Below are 21230 nucleotides of genomic sequence, written 5' to 3' on the forward strand. Positions count from 1 at the left end.
CTCAAAGACGTTACTATTTCCGACATATGGGGCGAGGTAACGGCACACATATATGGCTACGGACAATACGCGACGAGCATGCGAGACGTCTATCTCGTCGGTGCGGGCCAATCGCCGTTCGGGGCGTTCCCGGATCGGAGTTACCGGGACCTGTTCGCGGAGGCGTACGAGGCCGCATGCGACAGCGTCGACCACGGGATCGACACCGAGGACGTCGACGAGGCCGTCGTCGGCACGCTCGGCGTCGGCGGCCGCCAGTTAGGGCTGTCGGGGCCGGCCGTGACCGAACACGTCGGTCTCCACAACGTCCCTTGCTCGAGAGTCGAGAACGCCTGCGCTGCAGGCGGATTCGCCGTCCGAAACGGCGTTCAGGCGATCAAGAGCGGCTTCGCCGACGTCGTCGTCGCCGGCGGCTACGAGGTGATGACCGACCTCTCGGACGACGTGACGAAGTACTGGCTCGGCGTCAGCGGCGAGACCGAGTGGGAGCGACTGACCGGGACGACCTTCTCTGGCGTCTACGCCCAGATGGCGAGTGCGTACTTGAACGAGTACGAGGCGACGACGGAAGATCTCTCGCGAGTCGCCGTCAAGAATCACGGAAACGGCGCGAAAAACCCCAAGGCACATCTGGGATTCGAGTGTTCGCTCGAGGACGCCACGAGCGCGCCGACCGTCGCGGACCCTCTCAATCTCTACCACTGCTGTCCGACCTCCGACGGTGCGGCGGTCGCGATCCTCGCGAGCGAGAACGTCGTCGGGGAGTACACCGACGAACGAGTACGAATCGCTGGCGTCGGCGCGGCGAGCGACCGGGTCGGCCTGGCCCAGCGGGACAGTTACACCGGCATCTCGGCATCGCAGGTCGCCGCCGAGACCGCCTACGAGCGGGCGGGCGTCTCCCCCGGCGACCTTGATTTCGCCGAGGTCCACGACTGCTTCGCGATCGCGGAACTGGTCGCCTACGAGGATCTGGGCTTCTGTGAGCCGGGATCGGCTCCCGAACTGCTCCGTGAGGGCAGAACCGATCCGGACGGCGACCTCCCCGTCAACACCTCGGGCGGGCTGAAGTCGAAGGGTCATCCCATCGGCGCGACCGGAACCGGCCAGGTCGTCGAGGCGTTCGACCAGTTGACCGGACGAGCGGGCGATCGACAACTCGAGAACCCACGGTACGGCCTGACCCACAACGTCGGCGGAAGCGGCGGCGTGTCGGTCGTTCACGTCTTCGAGCGCGAGGAGGTGGGACGATGACGCTCGGCATCGAGAGCGTCGGCGCGTACGCTCCGCGGTACCGGCTCACGGCCGACGCCGTCGAGGACGCCTGGGGCCAGTTCCACGGCGCGGGGATCTCGGAGACGGCGGTTCCCGCCGGCGACGAGGATACGCTGACGATGGCATCCGAGGCTGCAACGGAGGCGCTGGCGGCGAGCGCCCTCGAGCCGACCGACGTGGCCCACCTGCTGGTCGCCACGACGACGCCGCCGAACGAGGAGGGGGCGATCGCCGGGCGACTCGCGAGTTTCTTCGGACTCGCGGCGACGACCGAGACGCGGACGTTCACCGCGAGTACGCGGGCCGGCGTCGACGCGCTGACGACTGGCCTCGAGCGCGGCGACGGCCCCGTTCTTGTCGTCGCCAGCGACGCTCCGCGCGGCGCGCCGGACGACGAGATCGAACACGCCGGCGGCGCGGGCGCGGCCGCAGTCCTCCTGACCGCCGACGGCGAAGGCTCGGTTCGCGACCGCGCCGAACGCACGACGACGTTCCCCGGCACGCGATTCCGCCCCGCCGGATCGGACGAGACGACCGGTCTCGGAATCACCGGCTACGACCGTCAGGCGTTCACCGAGACCGTCACAGGCGTGGCCGAGGACCTCGAGTACGACCTCGGGTCGGCCGACGCCGTCGCACTCCAGTCGCCGAACGGAAAACTCCCCTATCGGGCGGCCGGTCCGCTCGGCGTCGAGGCCGAGACGCTCCAGGCTGGAACCACCGTCCACGACCTCGGCGACACTGGCGCGGCGAGCCCCCTCCTCGGGTTCGCGAGCGCGCTCGAGGCCGGCCACGAGGACGTCGTCCTGATCGGCTACGGCTCCGGCGGCGGCGCGTCGGCGATCGCACTCGAGGCGACCAACGTCGCGGTCTCGACGAGATTCGGGGGCGCGGAGACGCTCTCCTACGGCGAGTATCTGCGGATTCGGGGCGACGTCACCCCTGGCGAACCGGACGGCGGCGGCGCGTACGTCAGCGTCCCCAGTTGGAAGCGAACCCTCCCTCAGCGCCACCGGCTCGTCGCCGGCCGCTGCCGGGAGTGCGGCGACCTCGCCTTCCCACCCGAGGGGGCCTGTACGGGATGTGGGACGCTCGAAGAGTACGACGACGTCTCCCTGCCCGGGACGGGGATGGTCGAGGCGGCGACGGTCATCGGCCAGGGCGGTGCGCCGCCGGAGTTCGTCGAACAGCAGGCCAGGGAGGGCGCGTACGTCAGCGCCATCGTCGCGCTCGACGGTCCCGACGGCGGCACAGTCTCGACGCCGGCGCAAGTCCGTACCGTCGGTGAGGAGTCCGTCTCGCCGGGCGACCGCGTCGAGGCGACGATCCGTCGGATCTACACGCAGGAGGGCGTGACCCGGTACGGCTTCAAGATGCGACTTCGAGACTGACCTCGCTGTTCTCGGATCCGTAATCGACCGGTTCGAACTATTCGAACGCCTAGGGCGGAACGAGCAGCACGATCGTACATTGTTCCTCTACGACAGATATGGTATTACAGAAGTACATCTGTAAAGGTCTGTGGTCGGTCAGGCACGATGCCCACGTAGCACCGATTGTCGTTCGAATAGCTCGAACGAGTTCGTCGATCCGATACGAATCGTCTCCGCCGTTCGTGACTCGAAATCGGTACTGTCGTCGATAGATCGGCTGATGGCACCTGATTGCCACTATTCGAACGGTCCGCCGTCTGTTCCGCTCACGAGGTCTGTGAGTACTCCTCGACCCACTCCTGGAGGGTGATTCCCATTGCTGCCTCGGTGATGGCGTTCGAGGACGCGGAATTCGCGCTCTTGACGAGTTCGGCCTCGAGCGTCCGGGTCGGAATCTCGCCGAAGAAGTGCGGAATCGCCCGCTGGACGGCAAGCGGACAGCCAACCTCGTGTGCGAGGGCGTACCCGGAGATGGAGTGAGGAATCTCCTCGGTGGCGTACCGCGGGTCGGGATCGACGAGGACGTCGTCCTCGACGTGATCGGTGTACTCGTAGCACTTCCCCACGTCGTGGAGGAGACAGGCCGCGACAATCGTGTCGACGTCCGGCGTAGCACCGTGGAACTCCCGCTGTTCTCTCGCGGACTCGAGTGCAATCCGCGTGACGCCGCGGACGTGTTCGACGTTGGTGACCTCGTGGATGTTCCAGGCGTAGGGGACGTCCTCGATCCGTTGCCAGCCCCCTCGCCGCAGACCGAGCGTCCAGGCCTCGACGACGCGATTTCGGAGGTCGTCGTCGTCGATCTGCTCGAGTTCGGGAAACGCTTCACGGACTTGCGCGTCGTAGTCGATTTCGGACATGGTGATCGGTGGTCGAGTATCGGCAGTCGCTCCGGACAGTTCTGGCGGCACGTCGGTAGCGGCCGTAGTTTCTGGACTCTCGTAAATAAATCGTGAGGCCGGCGGTCTGTTCCCGGAGACCGCGCGCATCATAGCCGCTCGCCGCGAACGAACAGCCGTTTGCCGGCATCGCGGCTCTCGGCGTAGCCGTCGTCGTACTCCATCAACTGGAACAGCACTCCGGTCGCGTTCTCCGGCGAGAGAAACGCTTCGCCCCAGTGGTCGAACTCGGCGTGATCGACCACGGAGACGCCGTGCTCGGACAGCGCCTCGATCGCCGCCTCGAGATTCGCCACCTCGAGCGTGACGTGGTGGAGGCCGGGTCCGTTCTCCTCGAGGAAGGCGGTGAGAAACGATTCCGAGCCGTCCGCGGGGGCGATGAGCTCGAGCCGGGAGGCGTCGCCGAGTACGTACGTCGCCCACGCGAATTCCGCGTACTCGCTTCGTTCCTCGTGGATCTTCTCGCAGCCGAGCGCGAACAGGATCGATTCGGCGTCCTCGATCGAGTCGACCGCGATGCCGACGTGGTCGACACGCATTGCTGGCAGGTCGGCCATACGGTGGAAACGTGACTCGGAGAACATAGGTATTTGGTGGTTGTTCTCACTCCTCGAGGCTCGCGTGATCATACCGCACCGGTAGAACAAAGTTGGCGTCCCTCGACAACGGGAGTGTATGCTCAAGCTGGTAGAGCTACTCGTGCGACGGGACGAGTACAGCCACGAGGAGTTCGTCGAGCGGTGGCAGGGCGACCACGCCGAAATCGCTCGCGACCTCCCTGGACTGAAACGCTACAGCACGTCCGTACCGACGGATCCCGAGGCCGTCGAGTACGACGGCGTTCTCGAACTCGTCTTCGAGGACGAGGCGGCGCTGAACGAGGCGTTCGGCTCCGAGGTCGGGCAAGCGGTCCAGGAGGATGCCGCCGAGTTCGTCGACGTCGGGGCCGGGCCCCGGATGATCGTCGAGGAGACGGTCCACGTCGACGAGACATGACGTCGACGGCTGCCGAACTCGTCGCGACGCTCGAGGAGCTAGACGTCGAGTACGTCTTCGGCTATCCCGGCGGGAGAGTGATCGAACTGTTCGAGCACCTCCCGGAGTCCGACGTCGACGTGATCCGACCGCGCGACGAACGCGAGGCCAGCGTCATGGCCGAGACGTACGGCCGTCTCACCGGCCGTCCGGGTGTTCTCACGGGCCAGGGACCGTGGATCGGCAGTCTCGGCGCGATCGGTCAGATGGAGGCACGCCTCGCGTCTTCACCGATGGTCGTGCTCACCGAGGCTTCCGAACGCGGCGAGTACTCGACGCTGGCTCCCTACCAGCAGGCTCGAGGCGATTACGGCGGCCTCAGCTTGCCGGATATTCTCGACGGTGTCACCGAGGAGTGGTGGTTCCCGCGGACGCCGACCGAGACGCTCCGCTCCACCCAGCTCGCGTTCAAACACGCCGTCGCCGGTCGGCCCGGCCCGACTGCGGTGATTCTCGACGGCGACGCGATCACCGACGAGGTGCCCGCGGACCCGACGCCCCCGGCCTGGGACGCCACCGAACAGACGCGTACCTGGGATGCCAGGCCGACCGCGGAAGACGTCGCGGCGGCGGTCGAGACACTCGAGGACGCCGAACGCCCGGTCCTGATCGCAGGCAACGGCGTTCACGCAGCCCAGGCGTACGACGAACTCGAGGCGGTCGCGGCGGGCTACGACTGTGCCGTCGTCACCTCCTACCTGGGGAAGTCGACCTACCCGGAGACCGACGAGCGCGCGGCGGGCGTCATCGGGTCGTTTGGCCACGAGGGTGCAAACCGCGTCGTCAGCGAGGCCGACGCGTTGCTCGTCGTCGGCTGTCGGCTGAATCCGATGGACACCAACTGGCAGGCACCCGATTTCATTCGACCAGAAGAGCAGACGATCGTCCACGCCGACGTCGACACGCGCAACGCCGGCTGGGTCTACCCCGCCGACGTGGGGCTGATCGGCGACGCGAAAGAGAGCCTCGCGGCGCTCGCGGAAGCCGGCGGCGCGGAAAACGACTGGGCGCTCGAGCGCGCAGCCGAGGCCCGCGAGTGGTTCACGACCCCCGAGTGTCGGGACGACTCGAGTCCGATCAAGCCTCAGCGGGCCGCCAAAGAAATACAGCGAGTCGTAGACGACGAGACGATCGTCACTGCCGATTCCGGGAACAACCGGTTCTGGCTCCTCTACTACCTGCAGACGCCCGCCGTTCGAACGTACTTCGGCAGCGGCGGGGTCGGCGGGATGGGGTGGGCCCAGCCAGCGGCGGTCTCGGCGGCGCTTTCGACTGGGAAGGACGTGATCTCGGTCGCCGGCGACGGCGGGTTCTCGATGACGATGAACAGCGTCGAGACCGCCGTCGAGTACGGCGTCGCGCCGACGTTCGTCGTCCTGAACGACACCAGCCTGGGGATGGTCCGCCAGATGCAGACGGAAGACGGCGACATCGCCGGCGTCGAGTTCCACGACACGGACTTCGTGAAGATCGCCGAGGGCTTCGGCGCGGTCGGCCGGCGGATCATCGACCCCGACGCGCTCGCGGACGCCCTCGAGGAGGGAAAGGCGGCCGACCGTCCCCACGTCCTCGACGTGCGAATCGACCGCGAAGAGGACATGGCCGACCGGCTCGCCTCCTCGTTTTACGAGTCGGTGGGCGGACTCCACGAGTGAGACTGTGCGGACGAACACCAACCTATACGTGACCGATCGACACACTATCAGCGTATGACGAACACGACAGACGACGCGACCGTACTGGTAACCGGCGGAACCGGCTTCATCGGTTCTTACGTGGTACAGGATCTGCTCGAGCACGGCCACGACGTCGTGGCCTACGACCTCTCGACGGATACCGAGATCCTCGAGAAACTCGGCGTCGCCGACGACGTCGAGGTACGACGTGGCGACGTCTCCGAGCCGACCGACGTGATCCGAGCGGTGCGGGAGACAGGTGCGACCCACGTCGTCCACCTCGCCGCCCTGCTGACGACGACCGCTCGAGAGAACCCGCGTGCAGCGGCCGAGGTGAACATTATGGGGACGAACAACGTCTTCGAGGCGGCCCGAATCCTGGACGATCAGGTCGAACGCGTCGCCTGGGCGTCTTCGGCGGCCGCCTACGCGCCGCCGGCAAACTACGACGCAGAGTGGGTCGACGAGGACGAACTCGTCTACCCCGATACGCTCTACGGCGCGACCAAGGAGTACAACGAACACCAGGCGCAGGTCTATCACGAGGACTACGGACTCGACCACGTCGCCCTCCGGCCGACCGTCGCCTACGGGCCCTACCGCGAGACGGGGGGATCGGCGTTCCTGGCGAACATCATCGAAAAACCCGCGCTCGGCGAACCCTACAGCGTCGAGTACGGCGACCAGGCCATCGACTGGCAACACGTCGAGGATATCGCACAGGCGTTCCGGAAGGCGGCGTTCACGCCCGAAGAAGACCTCTCGCAGCGCGTCTACAACGTCCGCGGCGTCCTCGCGACGGTTCGCGAAGCCACCGAAGCCGTCGAAACCGTCATGCCCGACGCCGAGATCGACGTCTCCGACGACGGTGAACTCCCCTGGACCCAGAACCTGGACATGACGGCAGCACAGGAGGACCTGGGCTACGACCCCGAGTACGACCTCGAGTCCGGCTTTCGGAAGTACATCAACGTCCTGCGGGAGGAGGAAGGGCTCGAGCCAGTATAGACGATTACGATCGCCGCAGGCTCCTGCCGGGGGCGAACGTATTTACCTTGGTTTGTGGTGTCGCCCCACATGGCGCTCGAACGCACGCCAGTGGCGGATCACCCGCTCGACCCGTTGTCACCCGAGGAGATCGAAACGGCCTACGATGTCCTGACGCGCGAACGGGACGTTGGGGAGGACAGCCTCTGCATCAAGATCGAACTCGACGAGCCCGAAAAAGAGGTACTCGAGGCGTACGACGACGGTGGCGACGCCCCCGAACGGCGAGCGCGGATCGTCGTCAGAAACGGTGCCGAGCGAAAGACGATCGAGGCGGTCGTCTCGCTCTCGGACGACGCTGTAGTCTCGTGGGAGTACGTCGAGGACGCACAGCCCTCGATCGCGATCGAGGAGTTCGTCGCCTGCGAGGAGACGGTGAAGGCAAACGAGGAGTGGCAGGAAGCGGTCGAGCGACGCGGCGTCGAGGACACCGACCGCGCGATGGTCGACCCCTGGTCGGCCGGCCACGAGTTCATTCCGGCGGACGTCGATCGGTCGAAGCGGCTGGCCCACGGGCTGACGTTCCTCCGGCCGAGCGAGGACGACGGTGACGAGGGGTACGCGAAGCCGCTGACCGGCATCCACACGTTCGTCGACCTGGACCGGATGGAGGTCGTGAAGGTCGTCGACTACGGCCCGCCGGACGAGGACCAGCCGCTGCCTCCCGAGTGGATGGCTTATCGCGAGGACGACGTCGACCTGCGAGAGGACCTGACGGCGTACAACGTCGAGCAACCCGACGGCCCTAGCTGGAGCGTCGACGGCCACAAACTCGAGTGGCAGGGGTGGCACATGCGCGTGGGCTGGACCCAGCGTGAGGGGCTTGTACTGTACGATATCGGCTACGAGGACGACGGCGAGGTGCGATCGATCATCGATCGCGCATCGTGTGCCGAGATGTCGGTACCGTACGGGACGACCGACGTCAACGACCGGTTCAAGAACGCGATGGACGTCGGCGAGTACAACATCGGCCGGCTCGCCAAGTCGCTGACCAACGGCTGTGACTGTCTCGGGCACATGCACTACTGGGACGCCGTGATGAACACGGCTGACGGCAGGGCGAACGTGCTCGAGAACGCCATCTGCCTCCACGAGGAGGACAACGGAACCCTCTGGGAGCGAAGCGACTGGCGTACCGACACCGACGAGGTTCGTCGCCGTCGACGGCTGGTCGTCTCGTTCGTCGCCGCCGTGGGCAATTACGACTACATCTTCAACTGGTACTTCTATCAGGACGCCTCTATCGAGGTCGAGGTGCGACTGACGGGCATCGACAGCGTCTCCACCGTGGGGTCGGACGAGGACCCGTCGGGCTACGGCGAACTGGTCGCGCCGCAACTCAACGGGCCGATCCACCAGCACTTCTTCAACTTCCGGCTCGACATGAACGTCGACGACGGGCCGAACTCGCTCTATCGCGTCGAGAACCGAACGGTCCCGGTTGGACCGGACGGCACGGACCCGATGGGCGAGGCCGACGAGCGGACGCACAACCCCGGCGGCAACGCCTTCTACGCGAAGCGGGAGAAACTGACGAGCGAGGAAGACGCGAAAGACCTGATCGACCCGCTGAAGGGCCGGTACTGGCAGATCGTAAACGAAGGCGAGGAGAACCACCTCGGGAAGCCGACCGGCTACCGCCTCGTCCCTGGCGGCAACGTCGAGGCGGCAGTTCACCCCGACTCGAGCGTGATGGAGCGTTCCGGCTTCATCAGGTACCATCTGTGGGCGACGCCGTTCCGCGAGGACGAGCGTTTCCCGTCGGGTCGGTACCCGAACCAGCATCCCGGCGGCGCGGGACTACCGGCCTGGACCGAGGCTGATCGCGACCTCGAGGACGAGGACCTCGTCTGCTGGTACACCCTCGGCGTCAACCACGTGACCCGACCCGAGGACTGGCCGATCCTGCCCGTGCAGGTCTACAGCTTCAAACTTCAGCCGGACAACTTCTTCGGCGAGAGTCCGGCGATCGACGTGCCACCACAGCACGCCATCGAGGGACAGGACGTGCCGGGCCACGGTGCCTGTGGGACGGACGAGGCAGGCGCGGACGCCGACGACGACTGATCGTCGTTCGCGGTCAGCCCAAAACTCAGTCGCCCGACTCTCCAGACACGTCCTCGTCGCCGACGATCTCGCTGATCTCGTCGCTCTCGAGCAGGTCGACCAGGTTCGCTTCACCGGCACGGTAGGCCTCGCGGTCGGATTCGGACAGATATTCGTCGAGTCGGTCGTCCTCGAGTTTCCCCTCGAGTGCGTCGTCGATGTCTTCCGGATCGTATCCCGAGACTGGCATATGGTAACGCACGGCGCTGATTGACTTATAACGCGGGTGGGTCGTCGAAACGGGTGGAAATCTCTCGGCCGGCGAAACTAGCGGCTATCCACCGGTAACGCCTTCCGTTACCCCCAGGCCCAATATCGCGTTCGTGATCCGTGTGATATGGTAACGCCGTTCGACAGGCGAAACTTTCTGCGAGCGGGCGCTGCAGCGGCCGCCGGGGGATTCATCAGCGAAACGACGCTCGCCTACGAGGAGGGAGACGGCCTCGAGGCAGCCGTAACCGTCAGGCGCGACGAGTACGGCGTTGCGCACGTCTACGCCCGGGACGCTCGCGGTCCCGCTCCGGTTTTCTACGGCTACGGGTACGCGACGGCCCGCGACCGTCTCTACCAGCTCGAGCTGTATCGGCGGTACTACCACGGGACCGTGGCGGCGGTGCTGGGTGAGGAGTGGGTCGAGTTCGACCGCGAGGCACGGATCAACCACAGTAGTTCCGTCCCGCTGGCCGAACAGATCGAGACGCAACTCGACGACGAGCATCGGGCCGTCCTGCGGGCCTACGCCGACGGAATCAACAGACACATCGAGGCGGCCCGTACCGGCGAGAGCGACCGAGACGGGTTCCACCGGGGCTTCGTCGAGCACGACTTCGAACCGGAGCCATGGGACGTGGTCGACGTCGCGGGCGTCTTCGTCGCGACGATGGCCTTCTTCTCCGGCGTGAACCTCGAGACGCTGAACGCGGCCGTCCTCGAGGCCCTCGAGGAGCAGTACGACGAGGAGACCGCCTGGGACCTCTTCGAGGACCTCCAGTGGGGCGACGACCCGGACGCGCCGACATCGGGCGACGTACCGAACCCCGGCTTCGCGCCGCCGCTGTCGGAGTCGGGTATCTACGCCGAACGGGACGAACGAGTCGACGCCGGCAAGTCGGTCGAAGTCAGCAACCGGGTAACCGGCGGCGAGTATCGGCTCTCGAGCGACGCCGCGAGTGCGTTCGACCGCCACCGGGATCGAATGGACACGCTCGTCGAGGGGGCACACGAACTCGGGATTCCGACGACGGTCGGCTCGAACGCGCTCGCGGTCCACGGCGACGTCACCGAGAGCGGCGACCACCTCCTGATGGGCGGGCCGCAGATGGAGTTCTCCACGCCGTCCGTGATGTACGAGGTCGGCCTCCATGGGCCGGACTTCGACGTCGCCGGGATCACGGTCACGGGCTATCCGGCGATCATGTTCGGACACAACGGCGACGGGGCGTTCACCTCGACGGCGGGTATCGACAACAGCATCCAGACGTTCGTCGAGTCGATCCGGACGACCGACGACGGCCCGGACGAGTACGAGTTCCGCGACGAGTGGGAGGCAATCGAGGAAGACGAGCAGGTGATCGAGGTGGCCGACGGCGAGGACGTCTCCCACACGGTTCGTCGCACCCGACACGGCGTCGTCACCGACTACGACCCCGACGCGGGCGAGGCGATCGCGCAGACGCGAGCCTACGACGGCCGGGACATGCTCTCGTTCCGGGCGTTCTACGACGCGCAGTTCGCCGACGACGTCGAGTCCTACGGCGAGGCCGCACGCCAGTGTGACTACGCGCTCAACTTTATGTGGGCGGGCGAGGGCGGTATCGGCTACTTCCACCTCGGGCGCTACCCGGACGCCGAGGCCGTTCCCTGGGACACGCGACTGCCGGCGGACGGGACGCAGCACGAACTGACCGACGACGACTTCCTGCGGGCGGCCGACGGCGAGGTCCCCTACAGCATCAACCCGCCCGTCGGCTACTCCGCCCAGTGGAATAACAAGCCCGCACCGGATTGGGACAACGGCGACCGGAGCTACTCGTGGGGCGTCGACCACCGCGTCCAGCGGTTCGTCAACCTCGTCGAGCACGAACTCGAGACTACTGGCTCGGTCAGCTACGAGAACCTCAAGGAGATGGTCTACGACACTTCGTTCGTCGACCTGCGGGCAATCCGGTACAAGGAGTTTCTGCTCGAGGCGCTCGCCGACGCCGACCTCTCGGCGACCGAACGGAACGCGAAGGAGGCTCTCGAGTCGTGGGACGACTACCGGCAGGGTGACGGCGAGAACTACACGGGCCGATACCCGGTCGGCTACACGGTTTTCGACGAATTCTTCTCCCGACTCCTGGAGCGGACGTTCGCCCCGACGTTCGGCGACGTCTTCGAGCAGGCGCTGACGTTCCTCGACGACAACTACGGCCGGAGTACGCTCATGCGTGCGCTGTACCCCGACGAGACCGCACTCGACACTGCAGTCGACTACTTCGACGGCGACCGTGACGCGGTCTTCCAGGCAGCCTTTCGGGAGGCCGTTGCCGCGCTCGAGGATGAGTACGGACCGGACGTCTCGGAGTGGCGCAGCGAGGCCGAGGTGATCGACCTCGAGAACGTCACGCTGTTCGGCGTCCCGGTCGGCGTCGAGGAAGCCGGCGAGATGCCGTGGCTGAACCGCGGGACCGAGAACCACTTCGTCCGGATCGGCGACGGCGTCGAGCACGCCGAGAACGTGTTGCCGCCGGGCAACTCGGGCTACCGCTCGCCCGACGACGAACCGGCTCCCCACTACGCCGATCAACTCGAGTTATTCCTCGAGTTCGAGTACAAGGACCTCCTGTTTGCCGACGGCGAGGTCGCGGCCGCGACGACGGACCAGACGATCCTCCGGCCGAACGATGGTTCGCTCGGGAAACCGAAGAAGTCGAAGAAATCGCCGCCCCGGAACGAGTAACGCTCGCTCCGAAATCAGCGGTGGTCGTACACCCGCTTTACCTTCCCGACCTCCGTTCGCTCGATCGTCCCGTAGTCGACTAACTCGAGGGCATCGGGCCTGAACGATAGCGTATTTGCGAGGCGTTCGCCCATCTCCTCGCGGAGCGTGTCGCTATCGCCGTCGAAATCGGCCGCGAGTTCGACGGTCAACTCGAGGCGGTCCAGGTTGTCTTCCCGGTAGAGGTCGATCCGGTAGTAAGGTGCGACGTCGTCGAACTCGAGGACGACGTCTTCGATCTGGCTGGGGTAGAGGTTGACGCCGCGGACGATCAGCAGGTCGTCGGCGCGGCCGGTGACGCTGTCCATCCGCGCCATCGTGCGGCCACAGTCACACTTCTCGTAGGTGAGCGTGGTGAGGTCGCCCGTCCGGTAGCGAAGCACGGGCAGTGCTTCCTTCGTCAGCGAGGTGAGGACGAGTTCGCCCTCTTTGCCTTCGGGGAGCACCTCGCCGGTGTGTGGGTCGACGATCTCGGGGTAGAAGTGATCCTCCCAGACGTGCATCCCGTCCTGGGCCTCCGCGCACTCGACGGCGACGCCGGGACCGATCAGTTCCGAGAGACCGTAGTTCTCGATTCCCGTCGCATCGAGTCGTTCCTCGATCGCCTCGCGCATCGGTTCGGTACAGGGTTCCGCGCCGTAGAGGACCGTCGAGAGCGGGAGGTCGCGGGGATCGACGCCCATCTCCTCGGCGGTTTCGGCCAGATACAGCGCGTAGGAGGGCGTACAGCCGATCGCGTCGCTCTCGAGGTCCCGTGCGAGTTCGACCTGGCGTTGCGTGTTGCCGCTGCCGGACGGGATCACCGTTGCCCCAAGTGCTTCCGCGCCGCCGTGGAAGCCCAGACCGCCGGTGAACAGGCCGTATCCGTAGGCGTTCTGGACCGTGTCGCCGGGTTCGATCCCCGCTGCGGCCATCGAGCGGGCCATCACCTCGTCCCACAGTTCGAGGTCGCTCTCGGTGTAGGCGACGATCTTGGGCTTGCCGGTGGTGCCCGAGGAGGCGTGGATGCGCAGGATGTCGTCGTCGACAGCGAAGAGGCCGTCGGGATACTCGTCGCGGAAGTCTTCCTTGGTCGTGAACGGCAGTTTTTCGACGTCGTCGATTCCTCCTACGTCCCCGGGAGCGATACCGGCCTCCTCGAGCAGATTACGGTAGAAGGGAACGTTCTCGTAGGCTCGCTCGACCGTCTCGCGGAGTCGTTCGGACTGTAACTCGCGTAGATCCTGGCGAGTTTCGCGCTGGATACTCTCCGACATACGTCTCGTCTTCACCAATGATACCAACCACCAAAGATCTTGATTCGACTGACCCTCGAGCGAGAAACGAATGGGGTTACTCGAACTTCTCGAAGGGCTGGTCGCAGTCGTTGCAGTAGTGCATCGACCGACACAGCGACGGCCCTTTCGGATGCTCGCGGACGGTGTTCGTCGACTCGCAGTACGGACACGTCGCGCCGGTCTCGTCGCCGCTCGTCTCGACGCTGGGGTCGCGGCTCCGTCTCATATGCTTAGCCCGAACTCCCGCAGGTCCTCCTTGCCTCGCTCGGTCACCATCTCGACCGTCCACTCGGGACTCCAGACCAGCCGCAACTCGACGTCTTCGACGCCATCGACGGCAGCGACTTCCTCCTCGACTTCCTCGGTGAGCATGTCCCGTGCGGGACAGCCCGAGTAGGTGAGCGTCATGTCGACGGTCGCCGCGCCGTCCTCGAGGGCGACGCCGTAGATCAGCCCAAGGTCGACGATGCTGATCGGCATCTCCGGATCCTCGATCCCGTAGAGGGCGTCCCACACGTCGGCTTCGAGACCGGTCGCGTCCTCGCCGGTGGCGGGGAGGTCGTCCGCGGTCTCGCCCTCGCGGTAGTCGGTGTACGCACACGGCGTCGGGTCGTCGGGATCTGGAACGTTCGCGCTCATTCAGGTTTCTCCATGATCCTCGTCGGTTCGCTTCGCTCGAGTTCCCTGTACGTGTGCGTGAACTCGTCGTACAGCTCCGCCCACGCGTCGGTGTGGGTGCCGTCGCGACCCCGCTCGTCCGGCAGCAGGTCGTCGGTCACCGCGAACTCGAGGTCGTCCTCGTCGACATCGACCGGCACGGCCAGGTCCAGCGACTCGAGGTACGGAACGACGATCGATAGCCACTCTTCGCCCATCTCCTCGAGGGTGGCGTCGCGGAGCCCGAGGTCGACGATATCGTCTTCGACGTCCGTCGCTCGCGGCTCATCGCCGCTCGCACCCGCGCCGCGTGGCGGCGCGCACGGTTCGAAAAGCGTCAACGCGTGCGGGAACAGCCGATCCAGCGACTCCTGCAGGCGTTCGTGTCCATCCTCGCCGTCGGCGAGCCGTTCCAGCCAGTTCTGGGCGTGCTCGAGGTGGTACTCCTCTTCGCTTCGGATCTTGCCTACCCGATCCGCGATTTTGGGGTGCGTGGAGTCCTCGAGCGCCGCAAGCCGGACGTCCTCGGCGGCGTCGTAGAGGTACGACCGGAGGACGGCGTCGGCCCAGTCGCCCTCCTCGAAGGGGAGTTCGACGAGCGTACTGTGTCGGAAATCGTCGAGGTCGCGCTCGTAGACCAGGTCTCGCTCGCCGAGGCCGACGTCCTCGAGCACGTCGTACCAGAGGCGGGCGTGACCGAGTTCGTCCTGGGCGTTGTTCGCCAGCGCGAGGTCGGACTCGAGCGTCGGCGCGCGGACCTGCCACTCCGTGTAGCGTTCGGCGAGTACGAACTCGTCGTCGGCGAGTCGCTTGATCAGGGTCTCGAGGGCTCGTCGCTCGCGCTCCTCGAGGTCATTGGGATCGTCGAACGCGCCCATCAGTCGTCACCCCGCTGTTTCTCGGCGGTCGCCTGTTCGTCCTCGGATTCGATAACCTCGCGGGCGTCCTGGCCGGTCGTCCGGTAGGTCGTCGCCCAGCGGTAGCTCTTGTCGGTCGTGCCGCCGAAGGCGACGTCGTCGGCGTCGATCTCGCCGACCTCCTCTTTGGGGACGACCCAGAGGCTGTTGGTCGGTTTGCGGCGGCCGTGCTGGATGGCCGCGAACTGTTTCGCCATCTCGCGGTCCGGCGCGTGAACGTTACCGCAGTGGGTGTGGTACTCTCCGGTCTCTCCCTGTCGGAACACTTCCCAGATCATGATCAGTCGGCCGCCTGCGGCGCGTGGCCGCCGGCGGCTGTCGCATCGTCGTCGATCGTTTCGCGAACCCACTCGACGGCCTCCTGTGCCGCCTTCCGGCCGTTAATCTGGCCGCGTCCGGGCTCGTACTCGTTTTTCGCGATGGCGAAGAACTCGTCCCAGTCTAAGTCGTCCTCGACGACCTCGTAGGTGCCGTCGTCGCGTTCCCGGATACGGGGCTCGTCGGGAATCTCGAGGCCGTATCTCTTCGCCTTCGGGATGTACTGGTCGAGGAAGGCGTTGCGGAGTTCGTCGTTGGACTTCTGTTTCAGGCCAACGGAGGCTGCGAAGTCGTGGTGTGTGCTCTGGTCGTCGGTCGGCCCGAAGAACTGGATGATGCGAGGCCACCACTTCTCGAACGCTTCCTGGGTCAGCCGCTGTTCCTTCCGGGAGCCGGTCATCAGCTCCTTGAGGATGTCCTCGCCGTGTTTGACGTGGAACCCTTCCTCGAAACAGACTTTGTCCATGGCGTGGGCGTACGGCTCCCAACTGGTCCGTCGCAGCGTCGCCTGCCGGCGCATCGCCGCGCCGTCGACGAAGAACGCGATCATCGGCGTCTCGACCCAGTCGTCCATCGGATAGTGGAAGCAGTTGAGGAACTTCCCGTCGCCGTTCGCGAGGTCGTCTAGCATCTCCTCGCGAGTCTTGACGCCGAGCGACTCTGCGGCACGGTAGAGTAACTGGCCGTGGCCGATTTCGTCTTGCACCTTCGCGGAGAACGCCAGTTTTCGGTCGATGCTCGGTGCCTGCCGGATGAACGGGCGCTCTAGGTACGCCCCCATGATCTCGCTGTTGGCGTGGAACTCGATCATCCGCGTCGCCGCTTTCCGGTACTCCTCGGGGAGGTCGTCGGCGGGACTGAACTCCCGCGGCCCCGCTCGTTCTGTGACGGTGTCCAGATCCATAGTTTCGGCCGAACGAACGCTCGTCAGCGCCTTAGCAGTTGACCGCTATATGAAGAGGTTTTATAAGTGGTACTGTGTAACAATGCCCATACAGTCGATGATCGACGAATGCCTCGTGGTCGAGTTCCGGGTTCGGAACGACGGTTGCCCGCTCGCGGAAGCGACGGCAGCGGTCGACGTCGAGGTCGACGCCCAGCCACCACAACACCGATCCGACGGCTACGATCTCCTGCAGTTTAGCTCGCCCAGCAGCGACCGCCTCACGACGCAACTCGATGCGGACGAACGGATCTCGTACCTCCACGTCGCGACGACCGACGGCCGGAACCGGTACCGCTGCCTGTCGAAACACCCCTGTATCGTCCACGAACTGATCAACAACGGCCTCATCGTCGAGACCCTGCGATACCGCGACGGTGCCGCGATGATATTCGGCGCAGTCGTCGGCCGTGACGTCCTCAAAGGCGTCATGGAAGCGGCCGGCGAAACCGTCGGCGTCCAGCTCGAGCGAATCTACCCCCTCGAGTCGGAGGCCAGGGAGGTCCCCAGCCAGCGGTGGGATCTCACGCCCGCCCAGGAGGAGTGTATCCGGACGGCCCTCGAGATGGGGTACTTCGAGATTCCGCGTGCAGTCTCGACCGAGGAGGTCGCCGCCGAACTCGGAATCAGCAAGTCCGCGTTCCTCGAGCGGCTGCGTCGGGGCGAACAGGCGCTCGTGCAACAGATCTTCAGTTGATCCAGTAGATTCTTGGCCACCGCTGTTGGCGTGATACTGTATGACAGATATCGGTTCCGTCAGGGAGCACATCGAGAGCGACGCCTACTGTGAAACGCTCGGGATCGAACTCGAGGCCCTCGAACCCGGGACCGCGACCACTCGCCTCGAGATCACCGACGATCTGACGAACTTCCACGGGACGCCCCATGGCGGTGCGATCTACTCCCTTGCCGACGCTGCGTTCGCCGCCGCCTCGAACTCCCGCGGCGAGACGGCGGTCGCGCTCGAGACGAACATTTCCTATCTCGAGGCCGTCGAGGTCGGCACGGTACTGACCGCGACTGCCACGGAGAGCCACGACGCGGGCCGAACGGCCGAGTACGAGGTGGTCGTGACCGACGACGCCGACGATCGAATCGCGACGTTCCGGGGACGGGTGTACAGGCCCTGACGGTGCGAACGAGGCCGGACCCTCGTTTCAGGCGGTGATGCCGAGATACCTGTCGAGGACCTCCTCGTTGGCTTCCAGTTCCGTCGAACTCCCCTCGTAGACGATCTCACCCTGGTTGATGACGTAGTTGCGATCCGCGAGTTCGAGACAGACGTGGACGTTCTGTTCGACCAGCAGGACGGTGATCCCGCGCTCGTTGAGGTCGGCGACGATGTCCATCACGTCCTGGACGATGTAGGGAGCAAGTCCCTCCGTCGGTTCGTCCAGCAAGACGAGGTCGGCACCGCCGACCAGCGCGCGAGCGATCGCGAGCATCTGCTGTTCGCCACCCGACAGCGACGACCCCGCGTTGCCGGCGCGGGCTTTCAGGTTCTCGAAGGTATCGAGTGCCTCGCCGACCGACAGCGAGTCGGCGTCGGTCGCGCCGCCGTACTCGGCGATTTCTAAGTTCTCCTTGACGGAGAGTTCCGGGAAGATCCGACGCTCTTCGGGGACGAACGCGAGGCCGCGTTCGGCCGTCTTCGTCGCGTCGAGCCTCGAGACGTCGTCGCCGCGGTACGTGATCCGACCGGTCGTCGGCTCGAGGATGCCCATGATCGTCCGCAGCGTGGTCGTCTTCCCCGCGCCGTTGCGTCCGACCAGCGAGACGATCTCGCCGTCGTCGATCGAAAGCGACAGGTCCGAAAGCACCTGCGTCTCGCCGTAGCCGGCGTCGACGTCCTCGACTGCGAGCAACGGTTCGGCGCTCATTCGGTCATCCCTCCGAGATAGGCGTCCTGAACGTCCTGGTTCGCGGCGATCTCGTCGGGCGTTCCCTCCGCGAGGATCTCGCCGCGGTTCAACACGGTGATACGATCGGAGAGTTCCATCACGAGTTCGATGTCGTGTTCGACGAGCAACAGCGTCTGATCGACCAGCACCTCCTCGAGCAGGTCGATCGTCTCCTGTGTTTCCTCGGCGCTCATCCCGGCCGTCGGCTCGTCGAACAACACGAGATCGGGGTCGGTCGCCAGCACGACGCCGATCTCGAGGCGACGCTTGTCGCCGTACGCGAGTGCGTCGGCCTGCTCGTCGGCGACGTCCTCGAGGCCGACGCGGGCGAGGACCTTGTCGGTTCGGTCGTTCATCCGGTCGTAGCGATCGGTCGGCTTGAACAGCGACTCGAGGAAGTTGTACTCGTCCCGATCGATCGACTGGGCGGCCAGCCTGACGTTCTCGCGGACGGTCAGCCCGCCGAATATATTGGATATCTGGAACGAGCGGCCGATTCCGCGGCGAACCCGCTCGGGTGGCGAGAGGGCAGTGATCTCCTCGCCGTCGAAGTAGATATTGCCCTCTGTGGCGGGTAGTGCGCCAGTGACGAGGTTGAACAGCGTCGTCTTCCCCGCCCCGTTCGGGCCGATGATGCTCCGGAACTCGCCGCGTTCGACCTCGAGGTCGACGCGGTCGGTCGCGACGAACTGGCCGAACTTCTTGACCAGTCCGTCGGTCCGGAGGATCGTTTCGCCTGCGGTCCGTCGGTTGGATTCTGTGGTTTGCGTGGCCATCAGTCGTCACCTCGAACGGTCGATTCGTCGGGAGTCGGTTCGGGGCCCGGGCCGGAGCCACCCAGGTACGGCTCGAACTGGGCGGGCAGCGACACCAGCCCGCGCGGGAGGAAGATCACGAACAGGACGAAGATCGTCCCGAGCACCAGCCGCCACCGCTCGGTGAACCCGGTGAGGACCTCCTCGAGGCCGAAGAACACGCCCGAGCCGATGATCGGTCCGTACAGCGTGCCCATGCCGCCGAGGATGACCATCACGATCACTTCCCCGGAGTGGAGCCAGTACGCGAACGACGGCGTGGCATACCCCGCGTTGAGCGTGAACAGTCCGCCGGCCAGCCCAGCCAGCGCGCCGCTTATCACGAACGCGCGGCGCTTGTAGACGGTCGTCTCGTAGCCGACGAACGTCGCTCGCTGTTCGTTCTCGCGGATGGACTTCAACACTGCGCCGAAGGGCGACTCGAGCATTCGTCGCGTGAGCAGGAACGAGGCGACGAGCGTCGCCAGCGCGATGTAGTAGAACAGCGACTGGCCGGTCAACGCGACGGGGCCGACGAAGATAGCGATCTCCTCGAGGCTGATCCCGACCCCGGCGAGCCCGTAGTAGGCCGAGAGACCGAACAGCCCCTCGGAGCCGCCGGTGATCTCGAGTCGGTAGAGCATGTTGTAGAACAGTTCGGCGAACGCGAGCGTGATCATCGCGAAGTAGACGCCGGAGACGCGGATCGAGAGGTAGCCGACGAACCACGCGATCGCCGCCGAGATAACGATCGCGAGCGCGACGGCGACGAACGCGGACTGGCTCACGTGTACCAGGACGAGCGCGACGGCGTAGGCTCCGAGCGCGTAAAACAGCGCGTGTCCCAGCGAGACCAGTCCCGTATACCCCATCACGAAGTCGAGGCTGAGCGCGAACAGCCCCCAGATGAGGATCTCGATCATCAGCGTGACGGCGTACGTCGAGTACAGCGTGCCCGCGCCGAGCGGGACCAGCGCCAGCAGGCCGACCATCGCGAACCCGAGTCGTTTCCGGGTCTCCGGCTCGAGGAAGCCACCGCCGGAGCCGGTCAGCAGGTCGCCACCACCCTCGTCCTCGGGCGTTTCCGTTCCGAACAGACCGTGAGGTCGAAGCAGGAGAACAGCGATCATCAACAGGAAGATCACCGTCCCCTCGAAAAACGGCGCGTAGTGTCGCAACAGCGTCTGGATGATGCCCACGAGCAGCCCGCCGACGACGGCTCCCTTGAAGCTGCCGAGCCCACCGAGGACGACGATGACGAACGCCGGGATGATGACCGACATCCCCATCTCGGGATTGACGCTCTGGTAGCCGCCCAGGACGATCCCCGCGATTGCGGCCAGGGCCGCTCCGACGCCGAACACAAGCGAGTAGTACCGGTCGATGTCGATCCCGAGGTTCCGGACCATCTGCCGGTCCTGGGACCCGGCGCGGATGATCAGTCCGTACCTGGTGTACTCGAGCAGTGACCAGACGGCAAGCGCCATCGCCGCCCCGAAGACGATGATGAACAGGTTGTAGACGCTGGCCGTGAGGCCGAACACGCCGACCGTCCCCGACAGCATGGCGGGGACAGCGAGGTTGACGTTCCCGGGGCCCCAGACGAGGTAAATGAGGTCGTTGATGACCAGAACCAGGCCGAACGTCAGGAGAATGTGATAGAGCGGGTTTCGGCCGTACAGCGGCTGGACGGTGTATCGTTCGATGGCGACGCCGATGACGCCGACCAACAGCGGGGCGACGAACAGGGCGACGAAGAAGCCGGTGCCGCCGAAAGGGGCGACCAGCGCCAGTGCGAAGTACGCGCCGAGTGCGAACAGCTCACCGTGGGCGAAGTTGATGACGTGCATCACGCCGAAGATGACCGACAGCCCGGCGGCCAGCAGGACGTAGACGACGCCGATCGTCAGCCCATCGACGAGTGCTTGCAGGAATCCTCCGAGCATGATTATGGATACTGGCGTGCCAT

At 65.6% G+C, this 21230-nt stretch carries 21 protein-coding genes; 9 read left to right on the forward strand and 12 right to left on the reverse strand.

Annotated features, from left to right (window positions below; translation table 11 throughout):
• The first annotated feature begins 78 nt into the window (after nt 1–78).
• Nucleotides 79–1254 carry a thiolase domain-containing protein gene (locus BLR35_RS00540; RefSeq protein ID WP_090375789.1) on the forward strand — a complete coding sequence of 392 codons (1176 nt, stop codon included), beginning with the start codon at nt 79–81 and terminating at the stop codon, nt 1252–1254.
• Nucleotides 1251–2666 carry a zinc ribbon domain-containing protein gene (locus tag BLR35_RS00545; protein WP_090375791.1) on the forward strand — a complete coding sequence of 472 codons (1416 nt, stop codon included), beginning with the start codon at nt 1251–1253 and terminating at the stop codon, nt 2664–2666. The genes BLR35_RS00540 and BLR35_RS00545 overlap by 4 nt, the downstream gene beginning before the upstream one ends.
• Nucleotides 2667–2974: 308 nt before the next feature.
• On the opposite strand, the gene BLR35_RS00550 is transcribed toward BLR35_RS00545, so the two are convergent.
• On the reverse strand, nt 2975–3568 hold the full coding sequence (locus tag BLR35_RS00550) for an HD domain-containing protein (RefSeq protein ID WP_090375793.1): 594 nt from the start codon (nt 3566–3568) through the stop codon (nt 2975–2977).
• A gap of 128 nt (nt 3569–3696) precedes the next feature.
• Nucleotides 3697–4164 carry a VOC family protein gene (locus BLR35_RS00555; protein ID WP_090375794.1) on the reverse strand — a complete coding sequence of 156 codons (468 nt, stop codon included), beginning with the start codon at nt 4162–4164 and terminating at the stop codon, nt 3697–3699.
• Nucleotides 4165–4282: 118 nt separating this feature from the next.
• On the opposite strand from BLR35_RS00555, the gene BLR35_RS00560 reads away from it, so the two are divergent.
• From BLR35_RS00560 to BLR35_RS00575, 4 genes are all read left to right on the forward strand, one after another.
• The gene (locus tag BLR35_RS00560; RefSeq protein WP_090375796.1) at nt 4283–4603 is read left to right on the forward strand and encodes an EthD family reductase; all 321 of its coding nucleotides are present in this window, start codon (nt 4283–4285) and stop codon (nt 4601–4603) included.
• Nucleotides 4600–6297, forward strand: coding sequence for a thiamine pyrophosphate-binding protein (locus tag BLR35_RS00565; protein ID WP_090375798.1), 1698 nt, complete (start codon nt 4600–4602; stop codon nt 6295–6297). Before BLR35_RS00560 ends, BLR35_RS00565 begins: the two co-directional genes overlap by 4 nt.
• Before the next feature lie 54 nt (nt 6298–6351).
• On the forward strand, nt 6352–7326 hold the full coding sequence (locus BLR35_RS00570; protein ID WP_090375800.1) for an NAD-dependent epimerase/dehydratase family protein: 975 nt from the start codon (nt 6352–6354) through the stop codon (nt 7324–7326).
• A gap of 69 nt (nt 7327–7395) precedes the next feature.
• Nucleotides 7396–9435, forward strand: a complete 2040-nt coding sequence (locus tag BLR35_RS00575) for a primary-amine oxidase (protein WP_090375802.1) — start codon at nt 7396–7398, stop codon at nt 9433–9435.
• 25 nt (nt 9436–9460) lie between these two features.
• Here BLR35_RS00575 and BLR35_RS00580 read toward each other — a convergent pair whose 3' ends face one another.
• Nucleotides 9461–9664 carry a DUF8027 family protein gene (locus BLR35_RS00580; RefSeq protein ID WP_090375804.1) on the reverse strand — a complete coding sequence of 68 codons (204 nt, stop codon included), beginning with the start codon at nt 9662–9664 and terminating at the stop codon, nt 9461–9463.
• Between the two features lie 147 nt (nt 9665–9811).
• Here BLR35_RS00580 and BLR35_RS00585 point away from each other — a divergent pair, with 147 nt between their 5' ends.
• The gene (locus tag BLR35_RS00585; protein ID WP_090375806.1) at nt 9812–12415 is read left to right on the forward strand and encodes a penicillin acylase family protein; all 2604 of its coding nucleotides are present in this window, start codon (nt 9812–9814) and stop codon (nt 12413–12415) included.
• 14 nt (nt 12416–12429) lie between these two features.
• Here BLR35_RS00585 and paaK read toward each other — a convergent pair whose 3' ends face one another.
• The 6 genes from paaK to paaA all read right to left on the reverse strand — a co-directional run bounded on the left by paaK (nt 12430) and on the right by paaA (nt 16527).
• The gene (paaK, locus tag BLR35_RS00590; protein ID WP_090375808.1) at nt 12430–13710 is read right to left on the reverse strand and encodes a phenylacetate--CoA ligase PaaK; all 1281 of its coding nucleotides are present in this window, start codon (nt 13708–13710) and stop codon (nt 12430–12432) included.
• Between the two features lie 76 nt (nt 13711–13786).
• On the reverse strand, nt 13787–13957 hold the full coding sequence (gene paaE, locus BLR35_RS20470) for a 1,2-phenylacetyl-CoA epoxidase subunit PaaE (RefSeq protein WP_170830935.1): 171 nt from the start codon (nt 13955–13957) through the stop codon (nt 13787–13789).
• On the reverse strand, nt 13954–14370 hold the full coding sequence (paaD, locus tag BLR35_RS00595) for a 1,2-phenylacetyl-CoA epoxidase subunit PaaD (RefSeq protein WP_090375811.1): 417 nt from the start codon (nt 14368–14370) through the stop codon (nt 13954–13956). Before paaD ends, paaE begins: the two co-directional genes overlap by 4 nt.
• On the reverse strand, nt 14367–15266 hold the full coding sequence (gene paaC / locus BLR35_RS00600; protein WP_090375814.1) for a 1,2-phenylacetyl-CoA epoxidase subunit PaaC: 900 nt from the start codon (nt 15264–15266) through the stop codon (nt 14367–14369). The genes paaD and paaC overlap by 4 nt, the downstream gene beginning before the upstream one ends.
• Nucleotides 15266–15583, reverse strand: a complete 318-nt coding sequence (paaB, locus tag BLR35_RS00605) for a 1,2-phenylacetyl-CoA epoxidase subunit PaaB (protein WP_090375817.1) — start codon at nt 15581–15583, stop codon at nt 15266–15268. Before paaB ends, paaC begins: the two co-directional genes overlap by 1 nt.
• Nucleotides 15584–15585: 2 nt before the next feature.
• The gene (gene paaA / locus BLR35_RS00610; RefSeq protein ID WP_090375819.1) at nt 15586–16527 is read right to left on the reverse strand and encodes a 1,2-phenylacetyl-CoA epoxidase subunit PaaA; all 942 of its coding nucleotides are present in this window, start codon (nt 16525–16527) and stop codon (nt 15586–15588) included.
• Between the two features lie 97 nt (nt 16528–16624).
• Between paaA and BLR35_RS00615 the strand changes: the two genes are divergently transcribed.
• Both BLR35_RS00615 and paaI read left to right on the forward strand, forming a co-directional pair.
• Nucleotides 16625–17263, forward strand: a complete 639-nt coding sequence (locus BLR35_RS00615) for a helix-turn-helix domain-containing protein (RefSeq protein ID WP_090375822.1) — start codon at nt 16625–16627, stop codon at nt 17261–17263.
• A gap of 40 nt (nt 17264–17303) precedes the next feature.
• Nucleotides 17304–17696, forward strand: coding sequence for a hydroxyphenylacetyl-CoA thioesterase PaaI (paaI, locus tag BLR35_RS00620; RefSeq protein WP_090375825.1), 393 nt, complete (start codon nt 17304–17306; stop codon nt 17694–17696).
• 27 nt (nt 17697–17723) lie between these two features.
• On the opposite strand, the gene BLR35_RS00625 is transcribed toward paaI, so the two are convergent.
• From BLR35_RS00625 to BLR35_RS00635, 3 genes are read right to left on the reverse strand one after another with little or no spacing between them, the layout of a single operon-like run.
• Nucleotides 17724–18446 carry an ABC transporter ATP-binding protein gene (locus BLR35_RS00625; RefSeq protein WP_090375828.1) on the reverse strand — a complete coding sequence of 241 codons (723 nt, stop codon included), beginning with the start codon at nt 18444–18446 and terminating at the stop codon, nt 17724–17726.
• On the reverse strand, nt 18443–19243 hold the full coding sequence (locus BLR35_RS00630; protein ID WP_090375831.1) for an ABC transporter ATP-binding protein: 801 nt from the start codon (nt 19241–19243) through the stop codon (nt 18443–18445). The genes BLR35_RS00625 and BLR35_RS00630 overlap by 4 nt, the downstream gene beginning before the upstream one ends.
• On the reverse strand, nt 19243–21207 hold the full coding sequence (locus BLR35_RS00635) for an ABC transporter permease (RefSeq protein ID WP_090375834.1): 1965 nt from the start codon (nt 21205–21207) through the stop codon (nt 19243–19245). Before BLR35_RS00635 ends, BLR35_RS00630 begins: the two co-directional genes overlap by 1 nt.
• Nucleotides 21208–21230: the final 23 nt, after the last annotated feature.

Source organism: Natronobacterium texcoconense (genome assembly GCF_900104065.1).
In the GTDB taxonomy this organism is placed as follows: Archaea; Halobacteriota; Halobacteria; order Halobacteriales; family Natrialbaceae; genus Natronobacterium; species Natronobacterium texcoconense.

Bases quoted from the DNA above. Each gene is read 5' to 3' on its own strand.
- paaC (WP_090375814.1), bottom strand. From the start codon at position 15,266: ATGGGCGCGTTCGACGATCCCAATGACCTCGAGGAGCGCGAGCGACGA.
- BLR35_RS00555 (WP_090375794.1), bottom strand. From the start codon at position 4,164: ATGGCCGACCTGCCAGCAATGCGTGTCGACCACGTCGGCATCGCGGTC.
- paaI (WP_090375825.1), top strand. From the start codon at position 17,304: ATGACAGATATCGGTTCCGTCAGGGAGCACATCGAGAGCGACGCCTAC.
- BLR35_RS00565 (WP_090375798.1), top strand. From the start codon at position 4,600: ATGACGTCGACGGCTGCCGAACTCGTCGCGACGCTCGAGGAGCTAGAC.
- BLR35_RS00545 (WP_090375791.1), top strand. From the start codon at position 1,251: ATGACGCTCGGCATCGAGAGCGTCGGCGCGTACGCTCCGCGGTACCGG.
- BLR35_RS00550 (WP_090375793.1), bottom strand. From the start codon at position 3,568: ATGTCCGAAATCGACTACGACGCGCAAGTCCGTGAAGCGTTTCCCGAA.
- BLR35_RS00575 (WP_090375802.1), top strand. From the start codon at position 7,396: ATGGCGCTCGAACGCACGCCAGTGGCGGATCACCCGCTCGACCCGTTG.
- BLR35_RS00580 (WP_090375804.1), bottom strand. From the start codon at position 9,664: ATGCCAGTCTCGGGATACGATCCGGAAGACATCGACGACGCACTCGAG.
- BLR35_RS00570 (WP_090375800.1), top strand. From the start codon at position 6,352: ATGACGAACACGACAGACGACGCGACCGTACTGGTAACCGGCGGAACC.
- paaE (WP_170830935.1), bottom strand. From the start codon at position 13,957: ATGAGACGGAGCCGCGACCCCAGCGTCGAGACGAGCGGCGACGAGACC.
- BLR35_RS00625 (WP_090375828.1), bottom strand. From the start codon at position 18,446: ATGAGCGCCGAACCGTTGCTCGCAGTCGAGGACGTCGACGCCGGCTAC.
- paaB (WP_090375817.1), bottom strand. From the start codon at position 15,583: ATGATCTGGGAAGTGTTCCGACAGGGAGAGACCGGAGAGTACCACACC.
- paaK (WP_090375808.1), bottom strand. From the start codon at position 13,710: ATGTCGGAGAGTATCCAGCGCGAAACTCGCCAGGATCTACGCGAGTTA.
- paaD (WP_090375811.1), bottom strand. From the start codon at position 14,370: ATGAGCGCGAACGTTCCAGATCCCGACGACCCGACGCCGTGTGCGTAC.
- BLR35_RS00585 (WP_090375806.1), top strand. From the start codon at position 9,812: ATGGTAACGCCGTTCGACAGGCGAAACTTTCTGCGAGCGGGCGCTGCA.
- BLR35_RS00630 (WP_090375831.1), bottom strand. From the start codon at position 19,243: ATGGCCACGCAAACCACAGAATCCAACCGACGGACCGCAGGCGAAACG.
- BLR35_RS00615 (WP_090375822.1), top strand. From the start codon at position 16,625: ATGATCGACGAATGCCTCGTGGTCGAGTTCCGGGTTCGGAACGACGGT.
- BLR35_RS00560 (WP_090375796.1), top strand. From the start codon at position 4,283: ATGCTCAAGCTGGTAGAGCTACTCGTGCGACGGGACGAGTACAGCCAC.
- paaA (WP_090375819.1), bottom strand. From the start codon at position 16,527: ATGGATCTGGACACCGTCACAGAACGAGCGGGGCCGCGGGAGTTCAGT.
- BLR35_RS00635 (WP_090375834.1), bottom strand. From the start codon at position 21,207: ATGCTCGGAGGATTCCTGCAAGCACTCGTCGATGGGCTGACGATCGGC.
- BLR35_RS00540 (WP_090375789.1), top strand. From the start codon at position 79: ATGCGAGACGTCTATCTCGTCGGTGCGGGCCAATCGCCGTTCGGGGCG.